Consider the following 17,900-nt stretch of genomic DNA (forward strand, 5'->3'; position numbering starts at 1 on the left):
TTTGAAAAATCAGTAGCTGCTTCCTCTGGTAAATAAAAGATTTCAGATATGAAAACATCTGAAATCAAGGAATAACACGCGGAAACAGCTATCTTTATTGCCACCCTGCATTCATTCCTGAAACCTCTACCAGCCATGTCAGTTGTACAAGAAGCACGGCGCATCGTCGTCAAGGTCGGCTCCAGCCTCGTCACCAACGAAGGGCGCGGCCTGGATGAAGCCGCCATCGGGGAATGGGCACGCCAGCTGGCCGCCCTGGTACACGGCGCAGACGGCACGCGCCGCGAGCTGATCATGGTCTCCAGCGGCGCGATCGCCGAGGGCATGAAGCGCCTGGGCTGGAAAACCCGCCCCACGGAGCTGCACGAGCTGCAGGCCGCTGCCGCCGTCGGCCAGATGGGGCTGGTGCAGATGTACGAAACCAAGCTGCGTGATCACCGGGTCGGCAGCGCCCAGGTGCTGCTGACCCACGCCGATCTGGCCGACCGCGAGCGCTACCTGAACGCCCGCTCCACCCTGCTGACCCTGCTGCGCCTGGGCGTGGTGCCGGTCATCAACGAGAACGACACCGTGGTCAATGACGAGATCAAGTTCGGCGACAACGACACCCTGGGCGCCCTGGTGGCCAATCTGGTCGATGCCGACGTGCTGATCATCCTGACCGACCAGCCCGGCCTGTATACCGCCGACCCGCGCAGCACCCCGGATGCCGCATTCGTCCACCAGGCCCGCGCGGGCGACCCGGCGCTGGAGGCGATGGCGGGCGGCGCCGGCTCGTCCATCGGCAAGGGCGGGATGCTGACCAAGATTCTGGCCGCCAAGCGTGCGGCCGGTTCGGGCACCTCCACCGTCATCGCCTGGGGGCGCGAGCCGGACGTGCTGCTGCGCCTGACGCAGGGCGAGGCCATCGGCACGGCGCTGATCGCGCCGACGCAGAAAATCCAGGCCCGCAAGCAGTGGATGATGGACCACCTGCAACTGCCCGGTGCGGTGCAGGTCGATGCCGGGGCCGCCGCCAAGCTGCAAACTGCGGGCAAAAGCCTGCTGCCCGTGGGCATGGTGGCGGTGGCGGGCGAGTTCTTCCGGGGCGACGTGATTGCCGTGCGCGACCCGCAGGGTCGGGAAATTGCCCGGGGCCTGGCCAACTACTCCAGCGCCGAGGCGCGGCTGCTGTGCAAGCACAGTTCGGACGAAATCGCCCAGGTGCTGGGCTACAGCGCCGAGCCGGAAATGGTGCATCGCGACAACATGGTGGTGCTGCACTGAGAGCGGGTCTACTTCAATACGACGGCACGGCCTGGAAGTAATACACCTGCCCGCGCCCGGCTTCCTTGGCCTGGTACAGGGCCGTATCGGCATGGCGCAACAGCTCGGCAAAGCTGGTGCCATGCTCGGGGTAGATGCTGACGCCGCCGCTGACGCCGTACACCGCCTGCAGATTTTCCCCGTGCCACCAGCACGGCGTGGCACACGCCTGGAGTACGCGGATGATGACCTCGCGCACGTCCACCAGGGTGCAGCCGGGCAGCAGCAGCACGAACTCGTCGCCGCCGAGCCGGCACACCGTATCGCTCATCCGCGCCACCTGCTGTAGCTGCCGGGCAATGTGAACCAGGACATGATCGCCCGCCGCGTGTCCCCAGCGGTCGTTGACTTCCTTGAACCCGTCCAGGTCCAGGTACAGCAGCCCGATGGCGCCCGCCTCGCGCTGCGCTGCCGCAATGGCATGCTCGATGCGGTCCTGGAGCAGCGTCCGGTTGGGCAGCCCGGTGAGCGGGTCGTGCAGGGCCATTTCCTGCATCCGGTCCTTCTCGACCTGCAGGGCTTTTTGCGTGCGCCGGCGCCGCTCCAGCTCGCGCACGAACAGCAGGGCCAGCCCCAGATTGCCCAGAAACAGCAGCAGGGCGATGCCGCCCAGCGTCCAGGCGCTGCTGCGCCAGGGGGCCAGCACGGCGTCCCGGGCCTGCACGACATTGACCAGCAGGGGCATGGCCGTCACATGCTCGAAACTGTGGATGCGCTCGATGCCGTCCAGCACCGATGGCCGCGTGAACACCCCGGCCTGGCTGGCGGTGTAACGCCGCAAGTTCTCGCTGCCGGCCAGCGTATGGGCCCGGGGCAGCGCCGACAGGGCCGGAAAGCGCAGCAGCACCTGACCATCCATCCGAATCAGATTGATCGCGCTGCCGGGCGCCATGTGCATGCCCGAAACCCACTGCTGCAACCGCTGCAGCGGCACGAAGGCCACAATGACGCCGCCCAGGCGGCCATCGGCCTGCTGCCAGGCCCGCGCCAGCGGCAGCACCTGCGGGCTATCCTGGACGAGTACCTGGGGCACCCCGATGGCCAGCCCCATATCCGGCTGGCGTTGCAGCGCCTGGAAGAAGTCCCGCTGGACCAGGTCGATCTGCTCCTGCCCGAAGGCCATGTCCCGCACGCCCCGGCCCTGGGCATCGAGCAGAAGCAGGGCGCTGCCCGAAACGGCCAGCATGGCCTGGGCGTCGATCCCCTGCAGCCCGTCGTTCTGCAAGGTGCTGCGCATTTGCAGCACGTCCCGATCGACATCGGCCAGCACCCATTCCAGCCCCACGGCCAGGGTGTGGCTCAGGTTGCGGCTGGCCCGCTCGGCGTTGTCCAGCAAATTCTGGTGCATGGCCCACAGATTGCGGGCCAACAGCCCGCCCATGCCCAGCGAAACCAGCAAGGACAACAGCACGAGGCGATGGAAAAAATAACGGGCGAGCAACATACCGTTCAATGCCGACCAGCAGCACCCAGACATTGATCCGGCCCATTGTAAAAATAAGGTTTTATTCCTTGCCTAGGGTTTGCGTGGGGCCGTCGCTGCCAGGCCTGCGCCGCGCACCTGCACCGTGACGGCATCGAGCCTGCGCCCCTGCCGGTCGACGATTTCCAGCACATGCTGGCCGGGCATGGGCAGCCAGGCCAGTTGCGCCCCGCCCCCCAGGATGCGGCCATTCAGGCGCCAGCGCACGGCGCTGCTGCTGGAGCGCAGCCACAGGCGCTGCTGGGCGGGAGGGATGTCCGGGTCCAGCGCCAGGATGGTGCCCGAGGCGGGCGCCAGGATCCGGGGGGCAAAGCCCTGGGCCTGCCCGCTGCCGTGTTCCGTGGCCCCCGCCCGCACGAAATCGGTTTGCGCCGAGCCGGTGACAAACCACTCCTGGCGGTCGGCATCCAGCCCCTGCCCGTCAAAGCGCACCCACTGCTGCTGCACCCCGGGCGGGGGCACGGGGGCGCGGCTGGGCTGCTGGCGGTGCAGGTAGTCCATCACGTCGGCCCACACCGGGGCCGCGCCGCTGCTGCCGCTGACGTCGTGCATGGCCGTGCCGCTGGCGTTGCCGACCCACACGCCGACGGTGTAGCGCTGCGACCAGCCGATGGCCCAGTTGTCACGCATGTCCTTGCTGGTGCCGGTTTTGACGGCGCTCCAGAACCGGGTGGTCAGCACGCTGTCCAGCCCGAAGGTCGGCGCCCGCGCCAGGCTGTCCGCAAGAATGTCGCCCACGATGAACGCGGCCTGGGGGCCGATGGCCCGGTGCGACGGCGGCAGCGCTGGCGAAGGAGCCTGGGCGGCGTCCGGTAGCGGCCCGGCCACGGGCTGCCACAGTCCGCCATTGGCCAGGGCACGGAAGGCGTTGGCCAGGCGCAGCAGATCGACCTCGCTGCTGCCCAGCGCCAGGCTATAGCCGTAGTAGCCGGCGGGCTGGGGCAGGTCCAGCCCGAACTGCGCCAGCTGCTGGTAGAAATCCTCCACCCCGACCATGGTCAGCGTGCGCACCGCCGGTACGTTCAGCGACGCGGCCAGCGCCACGCGGGCCGACACCCAGCCCTTGAAGCGCCGGTCGTAGTTCTGCGGGATATACAGGCCCGATCCGGTATTGATGTGGGCCGATGAGTCCTCGATCAGCGACGCCGCCGTCAGCCGCCGCTGCTGCAGCGCCTGGGCGTACAGAAAAGGCTTGAGGGTGGAGCCGGGCTGGCGCTGGGCCAGCACGCCGTCCACCTCCTGCGCCTGGCTCAGGCTGCCCGAGGAGCCGACCCAGGCCAGCACCTGGCCGCTGGCGTTGTCCAGCACCAGGACGGCGCCGTCCTCGGCATTGCGGCCCTGCAACTCGCGCAGGTGGCGCTGCAGGCTGTCCACCGCCACGCGCTGCACGTCGGCATGCAGGGTGGTGACGATGCGCCCGGGCAGCGCCTGCCCCGACGGCCACTGCGCCAGCACGCGCTGCGCCCAGTGCGGGGCGATGCCGGCGCTGGCTGGCCACAGCCGGGCGCCGAGCACCTGCTCGGTACGCCAGCGCACGGCACTGCAATCGGGCAGGGGGCGCTGCTGCACGGCGGCAACGCTTTGCAGCACGCCGCAGGCGCGTTGGCCGACGACGCCGGGCTTGGCGTTGGGGCCACGGATGAGGGCGGCGGCAATCGCCGCCTCCTGCGCATCCAGCCCGTGTGCGGCCTTGCCGAACAGAGTGCGGCTCAGGGCGTCCAGCCCGACCAGCTCGCCGCGAAAGGGCACGAGGTTGAGGTAGGCCTCCAGGATTTCATCCTTGCGCCAGCTGCGCTCCAGGCGCGTGGCGGCCACGGCCTGGCCCAGCTTCTGCCCCAGGCTGCGCCCGCCTGCCGGGGTGCGCCAGTCTTCATCCAGCAGCCCGGCCAGCTGCATGGTGATGGTGCTGGCGCCGCGCGTTTTCTGGTGCCACACATTCCCCCAGGCGGCTGCCGATACGGCCTGCCAATCGACCCCGCTGTGCGCGTAAAAGCGCTGGTCCTCGCTGGCCAGCAGGGCCAGGCGCAGGGCGGCGGAAACGTCGGCCAGCGCCACCCAGTCGCCCTGGCGCACCTGACGGTTGGTGCGCACGCGCTGCAGCACCTGCCCGTCGTGGGCCAGCACCAGGGTTTCGGACGGGCGGTGCGCGGCCACCACCTCGCGGTAGCTGGGCAGCGCCTGCGCCGCGCCGGGCAGCAGGCCGCCCAGCAGCATGAGGATGGCGGCGCTGCGTTTCACCCGGGCGCCCCTGTCGGCCAGAGCATGGTGTGGCTGGAAGATTGAATAAAAATAGCTTGTTCCGCTTGAATGGAAAGGTTTTCAGATACTTTCATATCTGAAAACCTTATTAAACAAGCGGAACAAGCTATCGTTATCGAGAACACCTTATTCCGGGCGCACCGGCGTTTTGGCGGCATCGCCGATCACGGTGTTCCACGGCAGGATGGTGTGGCGCAGCACCAGGCCGTTTTGCACGTAGGGGTCGGCCCGGACGAAAGCCTCGATCACGCCGGGGTCGGCGCAGTCGAACAAAAAGGTGGCGCTGTCCGGCGGGTCGCCGACGGTGCCGCCCAGCACCATTTCACCCCGGCCCTGGGCGGCCCAGGCGGCGGCAAGGTGGGCGTTGCGAAATTCGCCCCGGCGTTGCAGGTAGTCGGCGCTGTAGTGGTAGGTCAAGAGGTAGTGCATGGGGGGTTCTCCTTGAAAAGTGTTTACGGTGCGCCGATGGTCCAGCGGGCGTTGGGCGCTTCACCGAACATCTCCGGGGCGTACAGCGCCTCGACGCGCGAGGGCGGCAGGGCAAAGCTGCCGGCATTGTTCAGGCGCAGGGTGTATTCGACACTGGTCGCGCCCTGGCCCAGGTAGCTCCAGTAGGCGCGGTAGCTGTCCTGGCCGCGCTCGACGAAGGCCGGGGTGCGCCACCAGTCGGCGTTGCGATTTTCGCCTTGCGTGGCGATCTCCGAATCACGGCCCAGGCCGCTGCCCAGGATGGTGGCCCCGGCAGGGATGGGGTCGGTCACGGCCACCCAGGTCATGTCGGCGCTGGCCTCGACCTCCAGGCGCACGCGCACGATGTCGCCCCGTTGCAGGTTCTTGAGGTCGGCCCCCCGCAACGGCGTCACGGTTTTGCGCAGGCGGTAGCCCGCATCGAACGGCGCGGTGCGCGGCACGGCGGCAATGGACTGGATGGCCACCCACGGTTTGCCCGTGCCCCGGTGCTGCACGCTGAACTGGCCCAGCGTGCGCTCGCCCCAGGGCAGGAACAGGGTGTTGGCCGGCAGGGGCGCATCCAGGGCGCTGCTGCCGGTGGGCAGCAGGCGGCTGGGCTGGGCCTGTGCGGCAGCGGCTGCGGCCCTGGAGGGGCTGCTGGCTTGCTGCAGAGTTTTCCAGTCCAGGGTTTGCGTGCTGGCGTTGAGCATGGCGGTGGTGTCGCCCGTCACCGGGTCGCGCTCATAGGCGCTGCTGAACTGGCGCAGCGCCAGCCCCGCCCACAGGTTGGCGGTGGTAGTGCGCCAGGAACCGCTTTGCTGGCGCGCCAGCAGGCCGGTGACCAGGCGCGGGCGCTCGTCATCCCAATCGGGGTTGCCGAGGGTGGCCAGCAGCAGGCGGGCGGCATTCACGTCCGGCCCCTGCATCAGCCACCACCAGTAATCCTGTTTGTCGGTGGAGAACACCACCTGCGTGCCCTGGTAGGACAGGCGGTTGCGCAGAATCTGCCACGCCTCCTGCTGCAACTCGGCCCGGCCCGGCACCTGGACGTGGGCCAGCACGGTCAGCCAGTCGAGCACGCTGTGCGTGGGCCAGCGGATGGGGTCGATGTCCAGGCTGTCGAGCAGGGCCGGGGTGGCTTTGCCATCCAGCGCCAGGGCGGCGATGGCGGCCAGCTTGCGCTCGGCCAGATCCTCGCGCGGACTCCAGAACTTGCGCTGCAGCCGCCCGGTGACGAAGGCGATCAGCGCTTGCTGCATCTGCGCATGTTCGGCCTCGGGCAGGGTGAAGCGCGGGTCGGTCTTGCGCATGAAGTGCGACAGCGTGAGCAGGTGCGCCGTCAGCGTGTCGCTGCCCTGCGCCCGCACCCCGTCCTGCGGCGGGAAGTAGAGGGCCAGGCCGTCGCCGTCCAGGTAGGTCGGCAGGCGGCCCATGATGCTGCTCCACAGCGCCGCATCGTTCAGCCCCACGGCCCGGCTGGTGGTCTGCTCCAGGCAGCTATGGGGGTAGCGCTGCCACCAGTCGCGCAGGCCGGGCACGCCCTCATCGGGGTCGGCCAGACGCTCGCTGAAGGTCAGGCGCAAGCCGCCCTTGCCCACCACGGCCTGCGGCGGCCATTGCACGGGCATTTGCACGCGGCCATCGATCTGCTCCAGCGTCGCCTGCTGGACGGCCAGGGGCACGGCGGGCAGCAGGCGCTGGCTTACGGCCACGGCATCCTTGGCCCCGGTCTTGGCGTCGCTGGCCTGCAAATGCCAGTGCAGCAGCCCTTCATGGGCCTGCGCCAGGGCGGTGGGCACCTGCACGGCCCACTGCACGGTTTTCGCATCGCCGGCCGCAACCTCGACCTTCTGGGCGGACAGCTCCAGGCTGCTCACCTGGGGCTTGATCTGCACCTGCATGGCCTGACCGGTGGTGTTGCGCACGGTGAACATGGCGGTGAACTGGTCGCCCTCGCGCACCACGGGCGGCAGGCCGCTGATGAGCTGCAAGTCCTGCGTCGTGGCAATGGTGGCGCTGCCGGTGCCGAAGCGGTCTGGCCCCTCGTCGGCAATGGCGACGATTTCAAAGCTGCTCAGGGCATCGTTGAGAGGCACCGTCACCTGGGCACGGCCCTGGGCATCGAGCTGCACCACGGGCTGCCACAGCAGCAGGGTGTCGAACAGTTCGCGCGTAGTGCTGCGCCCGCCCCCGCCGCCCGGGGCAGCCGCCTTGCGGCCATAGTGGCGCCGGCCGACGATTTCAGACTGCGCCGTGGCGGTGCTGACGCTCCAGCTGCGATGGCGCCACAGCCCTTCGGCCAGCTTCCAGCTGGTGTTGGGCATCAGTTCCAGCAGGGCCTTGTCCACCGCTGCCAGGGCCACCTGGGCGTGGGCCGCAGGCTGGCCGTCGGCCTGCAATACCTGGATGCCGACCTGGGCCTGCTCGCGCACCTGGTAGCGCGGTTTGTCGGTGCTGACTTTCACCTGCAACTGCCTGCCCGCATCCTGCACCTGGATTTCGGCCACGCCCAGGCGGAAGGCAGGTTTGCTCAGATCGACCATGGCGGTGGGGGCCGCGTATTCCTTGTTGCCATGCCAGTAGGCATCCCACCACTGGCGCGGCGCCTTGTAGCCCCAGGTGAAGAAGCTGTACCACGGCACCTCGTACAGCCGCCCGCGCAGCGCCAGCACGCTGACGTACACGTTCGGCCCCCACCCGGCCTGCACGGGCAGGTCGACCACCGGCTTGCGGCCCTTGAGCTGCACGACTTCGGCGTACAACACGCCTTCACGCTCCACGCTGACCAGGGCCGTGGCTTCGCGGAAGGGCATCCGCACCTGGAAGCGGGCCGTCTGGCCCACTGCGTAGCCGGGGTTCTCCGGCAGCAGGTCCATGCGGTCGTGGTCTTCCCCGCCGAACCACAGCTCCCCCTGGCCCGTCACCCAGACGGTATCGGCGGCCTGGGCGACGCGGCCCTCCTTGTCCTGGGTGGTGACGATCAGCTCGACCTGGCCCGGCTGGGTCAGGTCGGCCTCGCAATAGAGCAGGCCGGCGCTATCGCTCTTGCCGCTGCACAACTGCCCCAGGGGGGTGCGCTCGGTCTGGTTGTCGTAGCTGTAGAAGCCCCCGACCAGCCGCTTGCGGGTGGTGGTGGTGCGGGTCAGCACGGCCTCGACCTTCATGGCCACGCCCGCCTGCGGGCGGCCCTTGGTATCGACCGCGACGGTTTGCAGCTTCAGCTTGCGCTGCACGGACACCCAGTTGTCCGCCAGGATGCCCGGCAGCACCGCCGCCGGCCACAGGGTATGGGTGCTGCGCAGGGTCTGGATTTCGCCATTGGGGTCGGCAAAGTTGGCCTCCAGCAACAGCTCGCGGGGCTGCTGCACCGGCCCCGCGCTGGGCAGCTGGACTTGGCCCTGGCCCTGCGCGTCGAGGGTGACGGGCAGCTTGTCGGCCAGCAGGCGTTCCTGCTCGGTCACGGCGCCGTCGGGTGCGGCAAAGCTGTAGCGCGACCAGCGCGGGAAATAGACGCCCTGGCTGCGCAGCAGGGCATTGACCTTGACCTCCTGGCCCCTGGCCGAGCCGCCGTTGAGGTATTGCAGGCTCACGGCCACCGGCAGCGCCTGCGGCTGCACCAGGGGCGCCTTGGGCACGGGCTGGATGCTGCCTTCCAGCACCGGCAGGCGGAAGGCTTCCACCCGGAACTGGCCCGAGGACAGGGCCATGGCCCGCCCTTCGTCATCCCAGCGCAGCTCGATGCGGTACTGCCCCAGCTTGGCGGCAGGGGGCACGGCAAAGCGGCTCAGGGCGTAGCGGGCATAGCCCCCTTCCTCGCTCCATTCCAGGGGCAGGGTGTAGGTCTGACCACTGCCGACGTGGGTGACGACCGCCTCGAACACCGGGGGCGCTTTCACCCCGACCAGCCCTTCCATCATTTCGCGGCGAATGAAGTGCTTCATCGACACCGTTTCGCCCGCCCGCACCAGGGTGCGGTCCAGCACCGTGTGCGCCACGACCGGCGCTTCGTCGTCCCAGCTTCGGGGCAGGTTGAAGCGCCAGGGTTCGATGCCGCGCTGCCAATCGCTCCAGATGAAGGCCATGTCCCCATCCTGGCGGGCGCTGACGAACCACGTCCCGCTCTGCGCAGACTGGCTGCAGCGCGGTGCCTCCCGGGCGATGTCGGGCAGCAGCAGAATGCCCTGGCTGTCCGTCAGCCCCTGGGCCTGCACATGGCCATCGCAACTGGAAATCTGCACCTGGGCCCCGGCCACCGGCTGGCCCTTGTCCAGACTGGTGACCCAGACGGCGGCGTTTTCCCGGCCAAACTTGGCATGCACGGCCAGATTCGTCACCAGCGCCGTGGTGCGCACGAACATGCGCCGCTGCGCCCCCATACGCTCGTCCAGCAGGGCTGCGCCCAGGTTGGGCGAATCGATTTCCAGCACGTGAAAGCCGGGCTGCTTCAGCGGCACGCCAATCACTTCAAAGGGGCGGGGGTCGCCCTCCTTGGGCGCAGGCAGCAGCACCTGCTGCACCTGTTTCTGCCCTTGCAGCAGGGAGATGCTGCGTGTGGAGACGGAATACTCGTCCACCTCGCGGTAATCCGGCTCATCCTCCCCATTCGTCCGGGGCTGCGGCTTCATCGGCGCGGGCAACGGGCCTTGCACGTCCCTGGCCGCCACTTCGCGGCGCACGCTGCCCCAGCGGTAGCGCTGCAACTTGTTCCACCATTCGATGATGGCGGCATCCTCCGTCAGCACCAGATCGCGCAGTTGCGCCGTCGCATCGCGCTTGTCCAGGCCTTCGATATGGCGCACGGTCAATGGCAGCACCGCAGTGCCGTCGCCATCACGTTCCTCGGCAAAGCGCTCCAGCACGCCGAATTCGTCGCTGGCGAACTTGGCCAGGGCCGGTGCGGTGCCGGTCTTGACGGTCAGGGGAAAGCTGGCGGCATTGCTCAGGGGCCGGCCACTGTCGTCGGCAAAGTTGTCCGGCAACTCCAGGCGGTAACTGGTTTCGGGTTGCAGAGATGGGCCGAAAGCCAGGCGCGTGACCGTATTGCCCTCGTCGTCCTCCTCGAACCTGGGCGCCAGTGCGCTGCCGCCGCCCACCAGGCGCACCTGGGCCGCCACGGTTTTCTCTATTTGCGCACTGAAGCCAAGGTAGACGGGCCGAATCGGCAGGCAGCCCGCCTGGGCGTTCTCGCGCTCGCAGGTCATCTCTGCGGTGAACGCGCTGCGCACCTCGAACTGGAACGTCCGCGTCTTGCGATTGACCACGCCCCCTGCCGTCTGCACCCCGGCGCCGTAGACCAGCTGCACCTCGCTGCCCGCCGTCAGGCGCCGGTTGCAGGCCAGCAAGGCCCACTCGCCCGGGGCTTTTTCCACGGCGTTTTTCAGCCGCAGCCCTTCCAGGATGGCGGCCGCATCCTGGCCCTCCACCCAGCGCAGGGGAATGCGCTCGCCCACGTCCTTGCTGCGGCAATAGCTATGCTCCAGCAGGCTTTCCCTGGTCGGTGCGCTGTTGAAACGCAGCACGAACACCTGGTCCTCGTCGATCGGCTGGTAAGTGTCCGGCAAGATCTGTTGCACATGGGGGCCGGCCACCTCGAATTGATAGCTGCTTGCGCCCGTCAGCGGGGATTTTTCAGGGGATTGGAAGGATTTTTCCAACTGCACCTGGCAGCGCACCCCGGCAGGCACCGGGCGCTCGAACTGCCACACCCACTCGCGGGCACTGTTCCAGCGGCCCGTGCCCTGGGCACTCTGGGGGACGGAGCAGCTCACGCGGGCCGGCGCCGGAGCTTGCGGATCACCGAACCGCACGGCATCCCGATCCGTGCGCAGCACGACCTGGCGCACCTCGTTCACCACCCCCTGGGGGGAGAGTTTCTGCACCTGCAGCGCCAGTGCCGGATTGGCCAACAGCCCGGCAGCAAAAATTCCCAGTGTCAGCCCTATCCGGCGATGAAACATGCCAAGCCCCTTCCGCTTGCATCGAAGATGGGCAAGCCTACCACCATCCTCCGGGGGCCATGCCTTGGGCCATTACCAAAAAAGCATTGCTTGCAGCGCACACTGGCACTGTCTTTTAGATGACTTTCTGGGCTAGATCTTGATAGGACATGTGGGAACAGCTCTTATTTTTTTGTTGTTTTTCCCCGCCTATGCTGACAATCCCGCACGACGACGCACCGACATTCCGGTAAGCTGGCCGTTTTTTAGCCCAGTCCAACAACACAGTGAGGATGTTATGAGCAGCGAACTAATCGTACGGTTGAACCCCCAGCAGGAATGGCGCATCGACCTCTCGCGCCTGGAGCCCATGGGGGTGGAAGCGGCCCGTCAATGGCTGGACGTGCAATTCACCACTCTGGAATGCGAGCCGCTGCGGGCCAGCGGCAAGGTGCTGCTGGCCGACAAGGTACTGGTCGTGGCCCAGTCCGCCGGCCCGCGCCTGCTGGGCGACGAGGACTGGCGCACCACCTATGCCCGGGCGACCCACGCCATATTGGTCAAGCCCCTGATCACGGTGGACGTGGCCGCCATGGCCGTGACCTACTGAGCACCACCCTTTCCAGCCCCACCGGGCGCAGCGCGGGCGCCTGCTCAAAAGGCGTGCTGCGCCAGCCACCGCTCCAGTTCGGCCAGTGGCAGGGGCTTGGCAAACCAGTAGCCCTGGGCCTCCTCGCAGCCGTCCGAGCGCAGCAACTGCCAGTGCGCCTGCGTCTCCACCCCTTCGGCCAGCACGCGCAGCCCCATGCTTTGCCCCAGGGCGATGATGGAGCGGCAGATGGCCCGGTCGTTGCGGTCCGTCAGGATGTCGCGCACAAAGGACTGGTCGATCTTCAACTGCGCCAGCGGCAGCCGTTTCAGGTACGCCAAAGAGGAATAGCCCGTCCCGAAGTCGTCCAGGGAAAACTGCAGGCCCAGCGCCTGCAGGGCGCGGATTTTGCCAATCACCTCGTTGATGTCCTTGAGCAGGATGCTCTCGGTCAGCTCGATGAGGATTCTTTCCGGATTCGCCCCGGTTTCCTGCAGGCACTGCTGCACCTGGTCGACAAAGGCGCTGGCGTGAAACTGCCGGGCGCTGACGTTGACGGCAATTTCCAGTTGCGCGGTATTCGTCGAGGCCTGCCACGCCGCCTGCTGGCGGCAGGCCTGCAGAAACACCTGGCGGCCAATTTCCAGGATCTGCCCGGTTGCCTCGGCCACCGGGATGAACCGGCCCGGCGGAATCAGGCCCTGCTGCGGGTGCTGCCAGCGCAGCAGCGCCTCCACGCCGATGCAGCGGCCATAGGCATCGACCTGGGGCTGGTAGAACAGGGAAAATTCCCGGCGCTCCAGGGCCCGGTACAGATCCTGCTCCACCTGGGCATGGGCATTGATTTTTTCCTGCATCTGCGGGTCGAAGAACCGCACCGTATTGCGCCCGGCTTCCTTGGCCTGGTACATGGCCAGGTCGGCCCGCTTCAATAATTCATCGGCATCGATCTCATGCCCGAAGAACAGCGCCACGCCCAGGCTGGGGGTGATGCGCACGACGTTCTTGTCAAACTCGTAGGCAGGGTTCAGGGCACGGTTGATTTTCTCGGCAATGTCCTTGGCAATATGCACGGCCCGGGACTGCACATGGTCAAGATTGTTCAGGAGGATGATGAACTCGTCGCCCCCCAGCCGGGCCACGGTATCTTCTTCCCGCACGCAGTGCAGCAGCCGCTTGGCCACAGCCACCAGGAGCTGGTCGCCCGCATCGTGGCCCAGGGTGTCGTTGAGCGTCTTGAAGTTGTCCAGATCCAGAAAAATCAATGCGCCGTAGGCGTTCTGCCGCGCCGAGATGGCCAGCCCCTGCTGCAACCGATCCCGCAGCAAACGGCGGTTGGGCAAACCCGTCAGAGGATCGTAGAAAGCCAGGTTGCTGACCTCTTGCTCTGCCTGCTTGCGGGTGGTGATGTCCAGCAGTACGCCCAGCAGGCCGCGATCGGTGCCACGCGTGTCGTGAAAGCGCTTGCCGCTCAGGTTGCCCCAGAACTGGTTGCCGTCCTTGCGCCAATACAGCCGTTCGACATCGACGGCATCGATATCGCTGGCCAGCAAGGCCAGCATTTTCTGGTGGCTGACGCTGCGTTCGGTGGGATCGACCAGCCCCACGTAAGGCGTCCCGATCAGCTCGTCCACCGTGCAGCAGAACATTTCCGCCATCCGCTGGTTGGCCAGGACGATCATGCCCTTTTTGTCGACCAGGAAGATCCCGGCACTGGACGTATCGAAGACCTGCTGCAGCAAGGATTCGCTTTGGCGAAGCCGGGCATGGGCCTGTTTGCGCTCGGTGATGTCTTCAATGAAGCCGTGGTAGACAATCTCCCCGTTGGGCATGACGAACGGCGAGGAATTCGCATACAGCCAGTGCAGCGCTCCGTCGGGCATGGAAAAGCGGAATTCACAGAAGAACTCCTCTTTGGCATGCCATGCGGTTCGGTCGACATCGGAAAACCTGGCGCAATCTTCCGGCGCGATTCTCTGGAAAAACAGCGTCGGGTCCGCCACCACCTCGGCCGCCGATTTCCCGGTAAAGCGCTGGATCCCCTCACTGATGTAAATCAGATTGGAACGATTGCCCTCCTCCAGCCGGTAGCGGTACACCACCACGGGCAGGTGGTCGGTCAAATCCTTGAGCTCCGACTGCAGGCGCTCGCGCATCACACGGTGCATCAACAGCAGCGCTGCACACAGCAGGAGCAGGCCCACGGCGGGCAGTATCCACAAATACTCCAGGGCCGCACCGACCGCCTTTTGCTGACGGTGGTACTGCCACAGACTGCCCAGCAGCACCAGGACACAGGCCGCAACCAGCCCCCACAGCAAGCCCATGGCCTGGGTAAGGGATGGTTTGATTTTTTTAACGGCCACAACCTTCTCCCTGGATAGCACCGATAACACTCCACGCGCATTGTGCGCTGGGTGCCACGCCGCCAAACCTACTTGGAAACACCTACCCGTAGCCCGCCTGCCGTCGGCCTAGCCAGGCGTGAACCGCGCCGCCAGCGCCTGCAGCAACTGCGCATGGATACCGCCGAAGCCGCCGTTGCTCATGCAGACGATGGCGTCTCCTGGCCGTACCGCCGCCAGGACTTGCTGCACCACGGTCGCAATATCGCCCGCCGTCAGGCCCGCCTCACCCAGCGGCTCCAGCGCCTGCGCAGCATCCCAATCCAGGCCCGCCGTGTGACAGAAGGCCAGATCGGCCTCTTTCAGCGCCCAGGGCAACTGCGCCTTCATGGTGCCCAGCTTCATGGTGTTGCTGCGCGGCTCGAACACGGCCAGGATGCGGGTTTGCTGGCCCACCTGCTGGCGCAGCCCGTCCAGTGTGGTGCGGATGGCCGTGGGGTGGTGGGCGAAATCGTCGTACACCGCAATCCCGGCCACGGTGCCGCGCAGCTCCATGCGCCGGCGCACGTTCCGAAAACGCCCCAGCGCCGCGCAGGCCGTGGCCGGGGCCACGCCCACATGCTCGGCGGCGGCAATGGCGGCCAGGGCGTTGAGCTGGTTGTGCTCGCCGCTCAAAGCCCATTCCACCCGGCCCACCACCTGCCCGGCACGCAGCACGTCAAACGCATGGTGCAGCCCCTGGGCGGTAAAGTCGCTGACGGCGCTGCCGAAGCTGCGCACCTCGCTCCAGCAGCCCTGGTGCAGCACGCGGGCCAGGGCTTCTTCCAGGCCATTGCTGACGACGCGGCCCGTGGCCGGCACGGTGCGCAGCAGATGGTGGAACTGCCGCTCGATCGCAGCCAGATCGGGAAAAATGTCCGCGTGGTCGAACTCCAGGTTGTTCAGCACCGCCGTGCGCGGACGGTAGTGGACGAACTTGCTGCGCTTGTCGAAAAAGGCCGTGTCGTATTCATCGGCCTCGATCACGAACAGGGGACGTTCCTGCCCGGCGGCCAAGGCCCCCAGGCGGGCCGAGACGCCAAAGTCCAGCGGCACGCCGCCGACCAGGAAGCCGGGCACCAGCCCCGCGCATTCCAGCACCCAGGCCAGCATGGAGGTGGTGGTGGTCTTGCCATGCGTGCCTGCCACGGCCAGCACATGGCGGCCTTGCAACACGTTTTCGGCCAGCCACTGCGGCCCGCTGGTATAGGGCAGTCCCTGATCGAGAATGGCCTCCATCAGCGGGAACTTGGACGTGCCGTCGTCCCGCCGGGCACGGCTGACGACATTGCCGACCACGAACACATCGGGCTTGAGCTGCACCTGCTCGGCGCCGTAGCCCTCGATCAGGTCAATGCCCAGGGCCCGCAATTGGTCGCTCATCGGCGGGTAGACCCCCGCATCGCAACCCGTTACCTTGTGCCCGGCTTCCCGCGCCAATGCCGCGACGCCGCCCATGAAGGTGCCGCAAATGCCCAGAATATGAATATGCATGGGCGGCGATTCTACGGGCCGGGCACCGCGCAGCAGCGGTCGCGCCCGGCCTGTTTGGCCGCATACAGGGCGCCATCGGCGCGTTCGATCAGGGCGGTGAAGCCGTCTGTCTGCTCCGGCTCCTGCAGCCCGCCGGGCCTGGCGCAAGCCACGCCCACACTGATGGTGACCCGTTGCCCCGGCACGCTGCTGCCGGCGTGCGGCAAGTCCAGGCGCTGTACCGCCAGCACCAGTTGCTGGCCGAACGCCTGGGCCTGTGCCAGGGTCGATCCAGGCAGCAGCACCATGAACTCCTCGCCGCCATAGCGGGCCACAAGCTCCCCCTCACGTCCCACGCTGGCGGCCAGCACCCGGGCCACTTCGCACAGGCAGACATCGCCCTGGACGTGGCCATAGGTGTCGTTGTAAGCCTTGAAGTAGTCGAGATCGAGCATCAGCAGCGCCACGCTTTGGCCGTGCCGTGCGGCACGGCGCCATTCCTTGTGCAAGGCCTCCTGCAACGCCAGGCGGTTGGCAATGCCGGTCAGGGGATCGAGCCGCACCTGGTTTTCCAGCTGGCGGCGGTATTCCTCCAGTTGCTCGTCGACCTGTTTGCGCTCGGTGATGTCCTGGACAATGCCGATCATGCAGGAAGGTCTCTCGCCCTCGCGCCCATCGAGCTCGGCCCAGACCTGGATCCAGCGCTGCACACCATTGTCTGCCCGGCGAATGCGGTACTGCACGTGCAGATGCTGGCGCTGGGCAATGGTCTGTTCATGCGCGGCAAAGACCGCTTTCCGGTCCTCTTTCTCCACCAGCGCGGCCCAACGATGGAGGGGAAGCCAGCCGCCTGCGGCCACGCCGAAGATACGGGCCGTGATCTCCGAGATGTAAAACTCCTTTTTCCCCAGGTCGTAGACGAAATAGCCCAGCGCTGCCGCCTGCTGCGCCGAGTCGAGCCAGCGGATGTGCAGTTGCAGCTCCCGCTTCAAAGTCCGTTCGGCCCGCCATGCCGACCACTGCCAGATCCCGCCCAGCAAGGCCAGGAGCAGCAACAGCGCCCCGATCAGCAGGCCAAAGGCCAGCCCCTCGCGGCGGCGGGCATCGTTGAGGATTTCGGCCTCGTCGATCTGCACGATCAGCCACCAGGGGGCGCCGTCAATGGCGCTGACCATCGAGATCACCGGCTGATCCATGTGGTTGACGCCCCGCACGATTCCTCGCCCCCCACGCACGGCCTGCATCGCAGGGCCGCTGCGCGTCAGCGGCAAGGGCTTGCTCAGGGCGGCGACACCGCTTTTGGGCAAGGGGTTGATGTTGATGACGCTGTCCTCGCCCTCCAGCTGGGTCAATACCGCTTCTGCGCTCTGGCTCTGCACCTGCCACGCCTGCACCAGCGGAAACAGGGTGCCGCGCAAGTCCATCACCAGCCACGCCACGCCAACCGGCTCGAACCCGTCGTACAGCGGCGTCATCACGCCGAAGAAGGGAAAGGCGAAATAGCCCGGTGCCTGCGGCTCCACCGCGACGGGTTCGGCGCGGTCCAGGGCCTGCTGCAATGCCTGCCTCTCCTGCGCAGGCAAGGGGCGCGGCAGGGCCGCGGAGTCGGTACTCATCAGCAACTGGCCCCGGGTGTCGAGCAGATAGACCAGCGCGTACTGGTCGTATTCCACCAGCACCCGCAGACGCTGGCGCAGCAGCGCCTCCTGACGGTGGTCACGCTGCTGGCTGTGCAGCCATTCGGCCAGCGCCTTGGAGAACAGCGGATCCTGTGAAAGCGCCCCGGCATCGGCCATGCGGGCACGCCGCCAGTCGGCCACGCTCTTGCTCTGCACCTCGCCGACCAGGCGCAAACGTTCCTGCACTTGCAGGCTGTATTCATCGGAGCGGCGCTCATAGACCCAGACCACGCTGCTCAAGGCCAGCAGCACCACCCCCAGCACCAGGAGCCAGTACCCGCGCTTTTGCTTTTTATAGGCGGCATTTTTTTCACGGGTCAAGGCTTCCATGATCCACCATGC

9 protein-coding genes are annotated in these 17,900 nt (G+C 67.0%); 2 read left to right on the forward strand and 7 right to left on the reverse strand.

Annotation, left to right across the window (positions count from 1 at the left end; genetic code table 11):
- Positions 1–135 precede the first annotated feature (135 nt).
- Complete coding sequence (proB, locus tag ACFO3A_RS06015; protein ID WP_377724847.1) at positions 136–1,266, forward strand: glutamate 5-kinase; 1,131 nt, start codon at positions 136–138, stop codon at positions 1,264–1,266.
- A gap of 13 nt (positions 1,267–1,279) precedes the next feature.
- Here proB and ACFO3A_RS06020 read toward each other — a convergent pair whose 3' ends face one another.
- The 4 genes from ACFO3A_RS06020 to ACFO3A_RS06035 all read right to left on the reverse strand — a co-directional run bounded on the left by ACFO3A_RS06020 (position 1,280) and on the right by ACFO3A_RS06035 (position 11,454).
- Entirely contained in the window at positions 1,280–2,749 is a 1,470-nt protein-coding gene (locus tag ACFO3A_RS06020) for a diguanylate cyclase domain-containing protein (RefSeq protein ID WP_377724849.1), read from the reverse strand.
- A 72-nt stretch (positions 2,750–2,821) separates the two neighbouring features.
- Complete coding sequence (gene pbpC / locus ACFO3A_RS06025) at positions 2,822–5,002, reverse strand: penicillin-binding protein 1C (RefSeq protein WP_377725004.1); 2,181 nt, start codon at positions 5,000–5,002, stop codon at positions 2,822–2,824.
- A 171-nt stretch (positions 5,003–5,173) separates the two neighbouring features.
- The gene (locus tag ACFO3A_RS06030) at positions 5,174–5,476 is read right to left on the reverse strand and encodes a YciI-like protein (RefSeq protein WP_377724850.1); all 303 of its coding nucleotides are present in this window, start codon (positions 5,474–5,476) and stop codon (positions 5,174–5,176) included.
- A gap of 23 nt (positions 5,477–5,499) precedes the next feature.
- Complete coding sequence (locus ACFO3A_RS06035) at positions 5,500–11,454, reverse strand: alpha-2-macroglobulin family protein (protein WP_377724852.1); 5,955 nt, start codon at positions 11,452–11,454, stop codon at positions 5,500–5,502.
- A gap of 277 nt (positions 11,455–11,731) precedes the next feature.
- Here ACFO3A_RS06035 and ACFO3A_RS06040 point away from each other — a divergent pair, with 277 nt between their 5' ends.
- The gene (locus tag ACFO3A_RS06040) at positions 11,732–12,043 is read left to right on the forward strand and encodes a hypothetical protein (protein ID WP_377724855.1); all 312 of its coding nucleotides are present in this window, start codon (positions 11,732–11,734) and stop codon (positions 12,041–12,043) included.
- Positions 12,044–12,087: 44 nt separating this feature from the next.
- Here ACFO3A_RS06040 and ACFO3A_RS06045 read toward each other — a convergent pair whose 3' ends face one another.
- The 3 genes from ACFO3A_RS06045 to ACFO3A_RS06055 form a co-directional block, all read right to left on the reverse strand.
- The gene (locus ACFO3A_RS06045) at positions 12,088–14,388 is read right to left on the reverse strand and encodes an EAL domain-containing protein (protein WP_377724857.1); all 2,301 of its coding nucleotides are present in this window, start codon (positions 14,386–14,388) and stop codon (positions 12,088–12,090) included.
- A 108-nt stretch (positions 14,389–14,496) separates the two neighbouring features.
- A complete protein-coding gene (gene mpl / locus ACFO3A_RS06050) occupies positions 14,497–15,900 on the reverse strand; it encodes a UDP-N-acetylmuramate:L-alanyl-gamma-D-glutamyl-meso-diaminopimelate ligase (protein WP_377724858.1) in 1,404 nt (467 codons plus the stop codon).
- An 11-nt stretch (positions 15,901–15,911) separates the two neighbouring features.
- A complete protein-coding gene (locus ACFO3A_RS06055) occupies positions 15,912–17,888 on the reverse strand; it encodes a sensor domain-containing diguanylate cyclase (RefSeq protein ID WP_377724860.1) in 1,977 nt (658 codons plus the stop codon).
- Positions 17,889–17,900 lie beyond the last annotated feature (12 nt).

This window comes from Comamonas nitrativorans (assembly GCF_042654765.1).
GTDB classification, from domain to species: Bacteria; Pseudomonadota; Gammaproteobacteria; order Burkholderiales; family Burkholderiaceae_C; genus Comamonas; species Comamonas nitrativorans.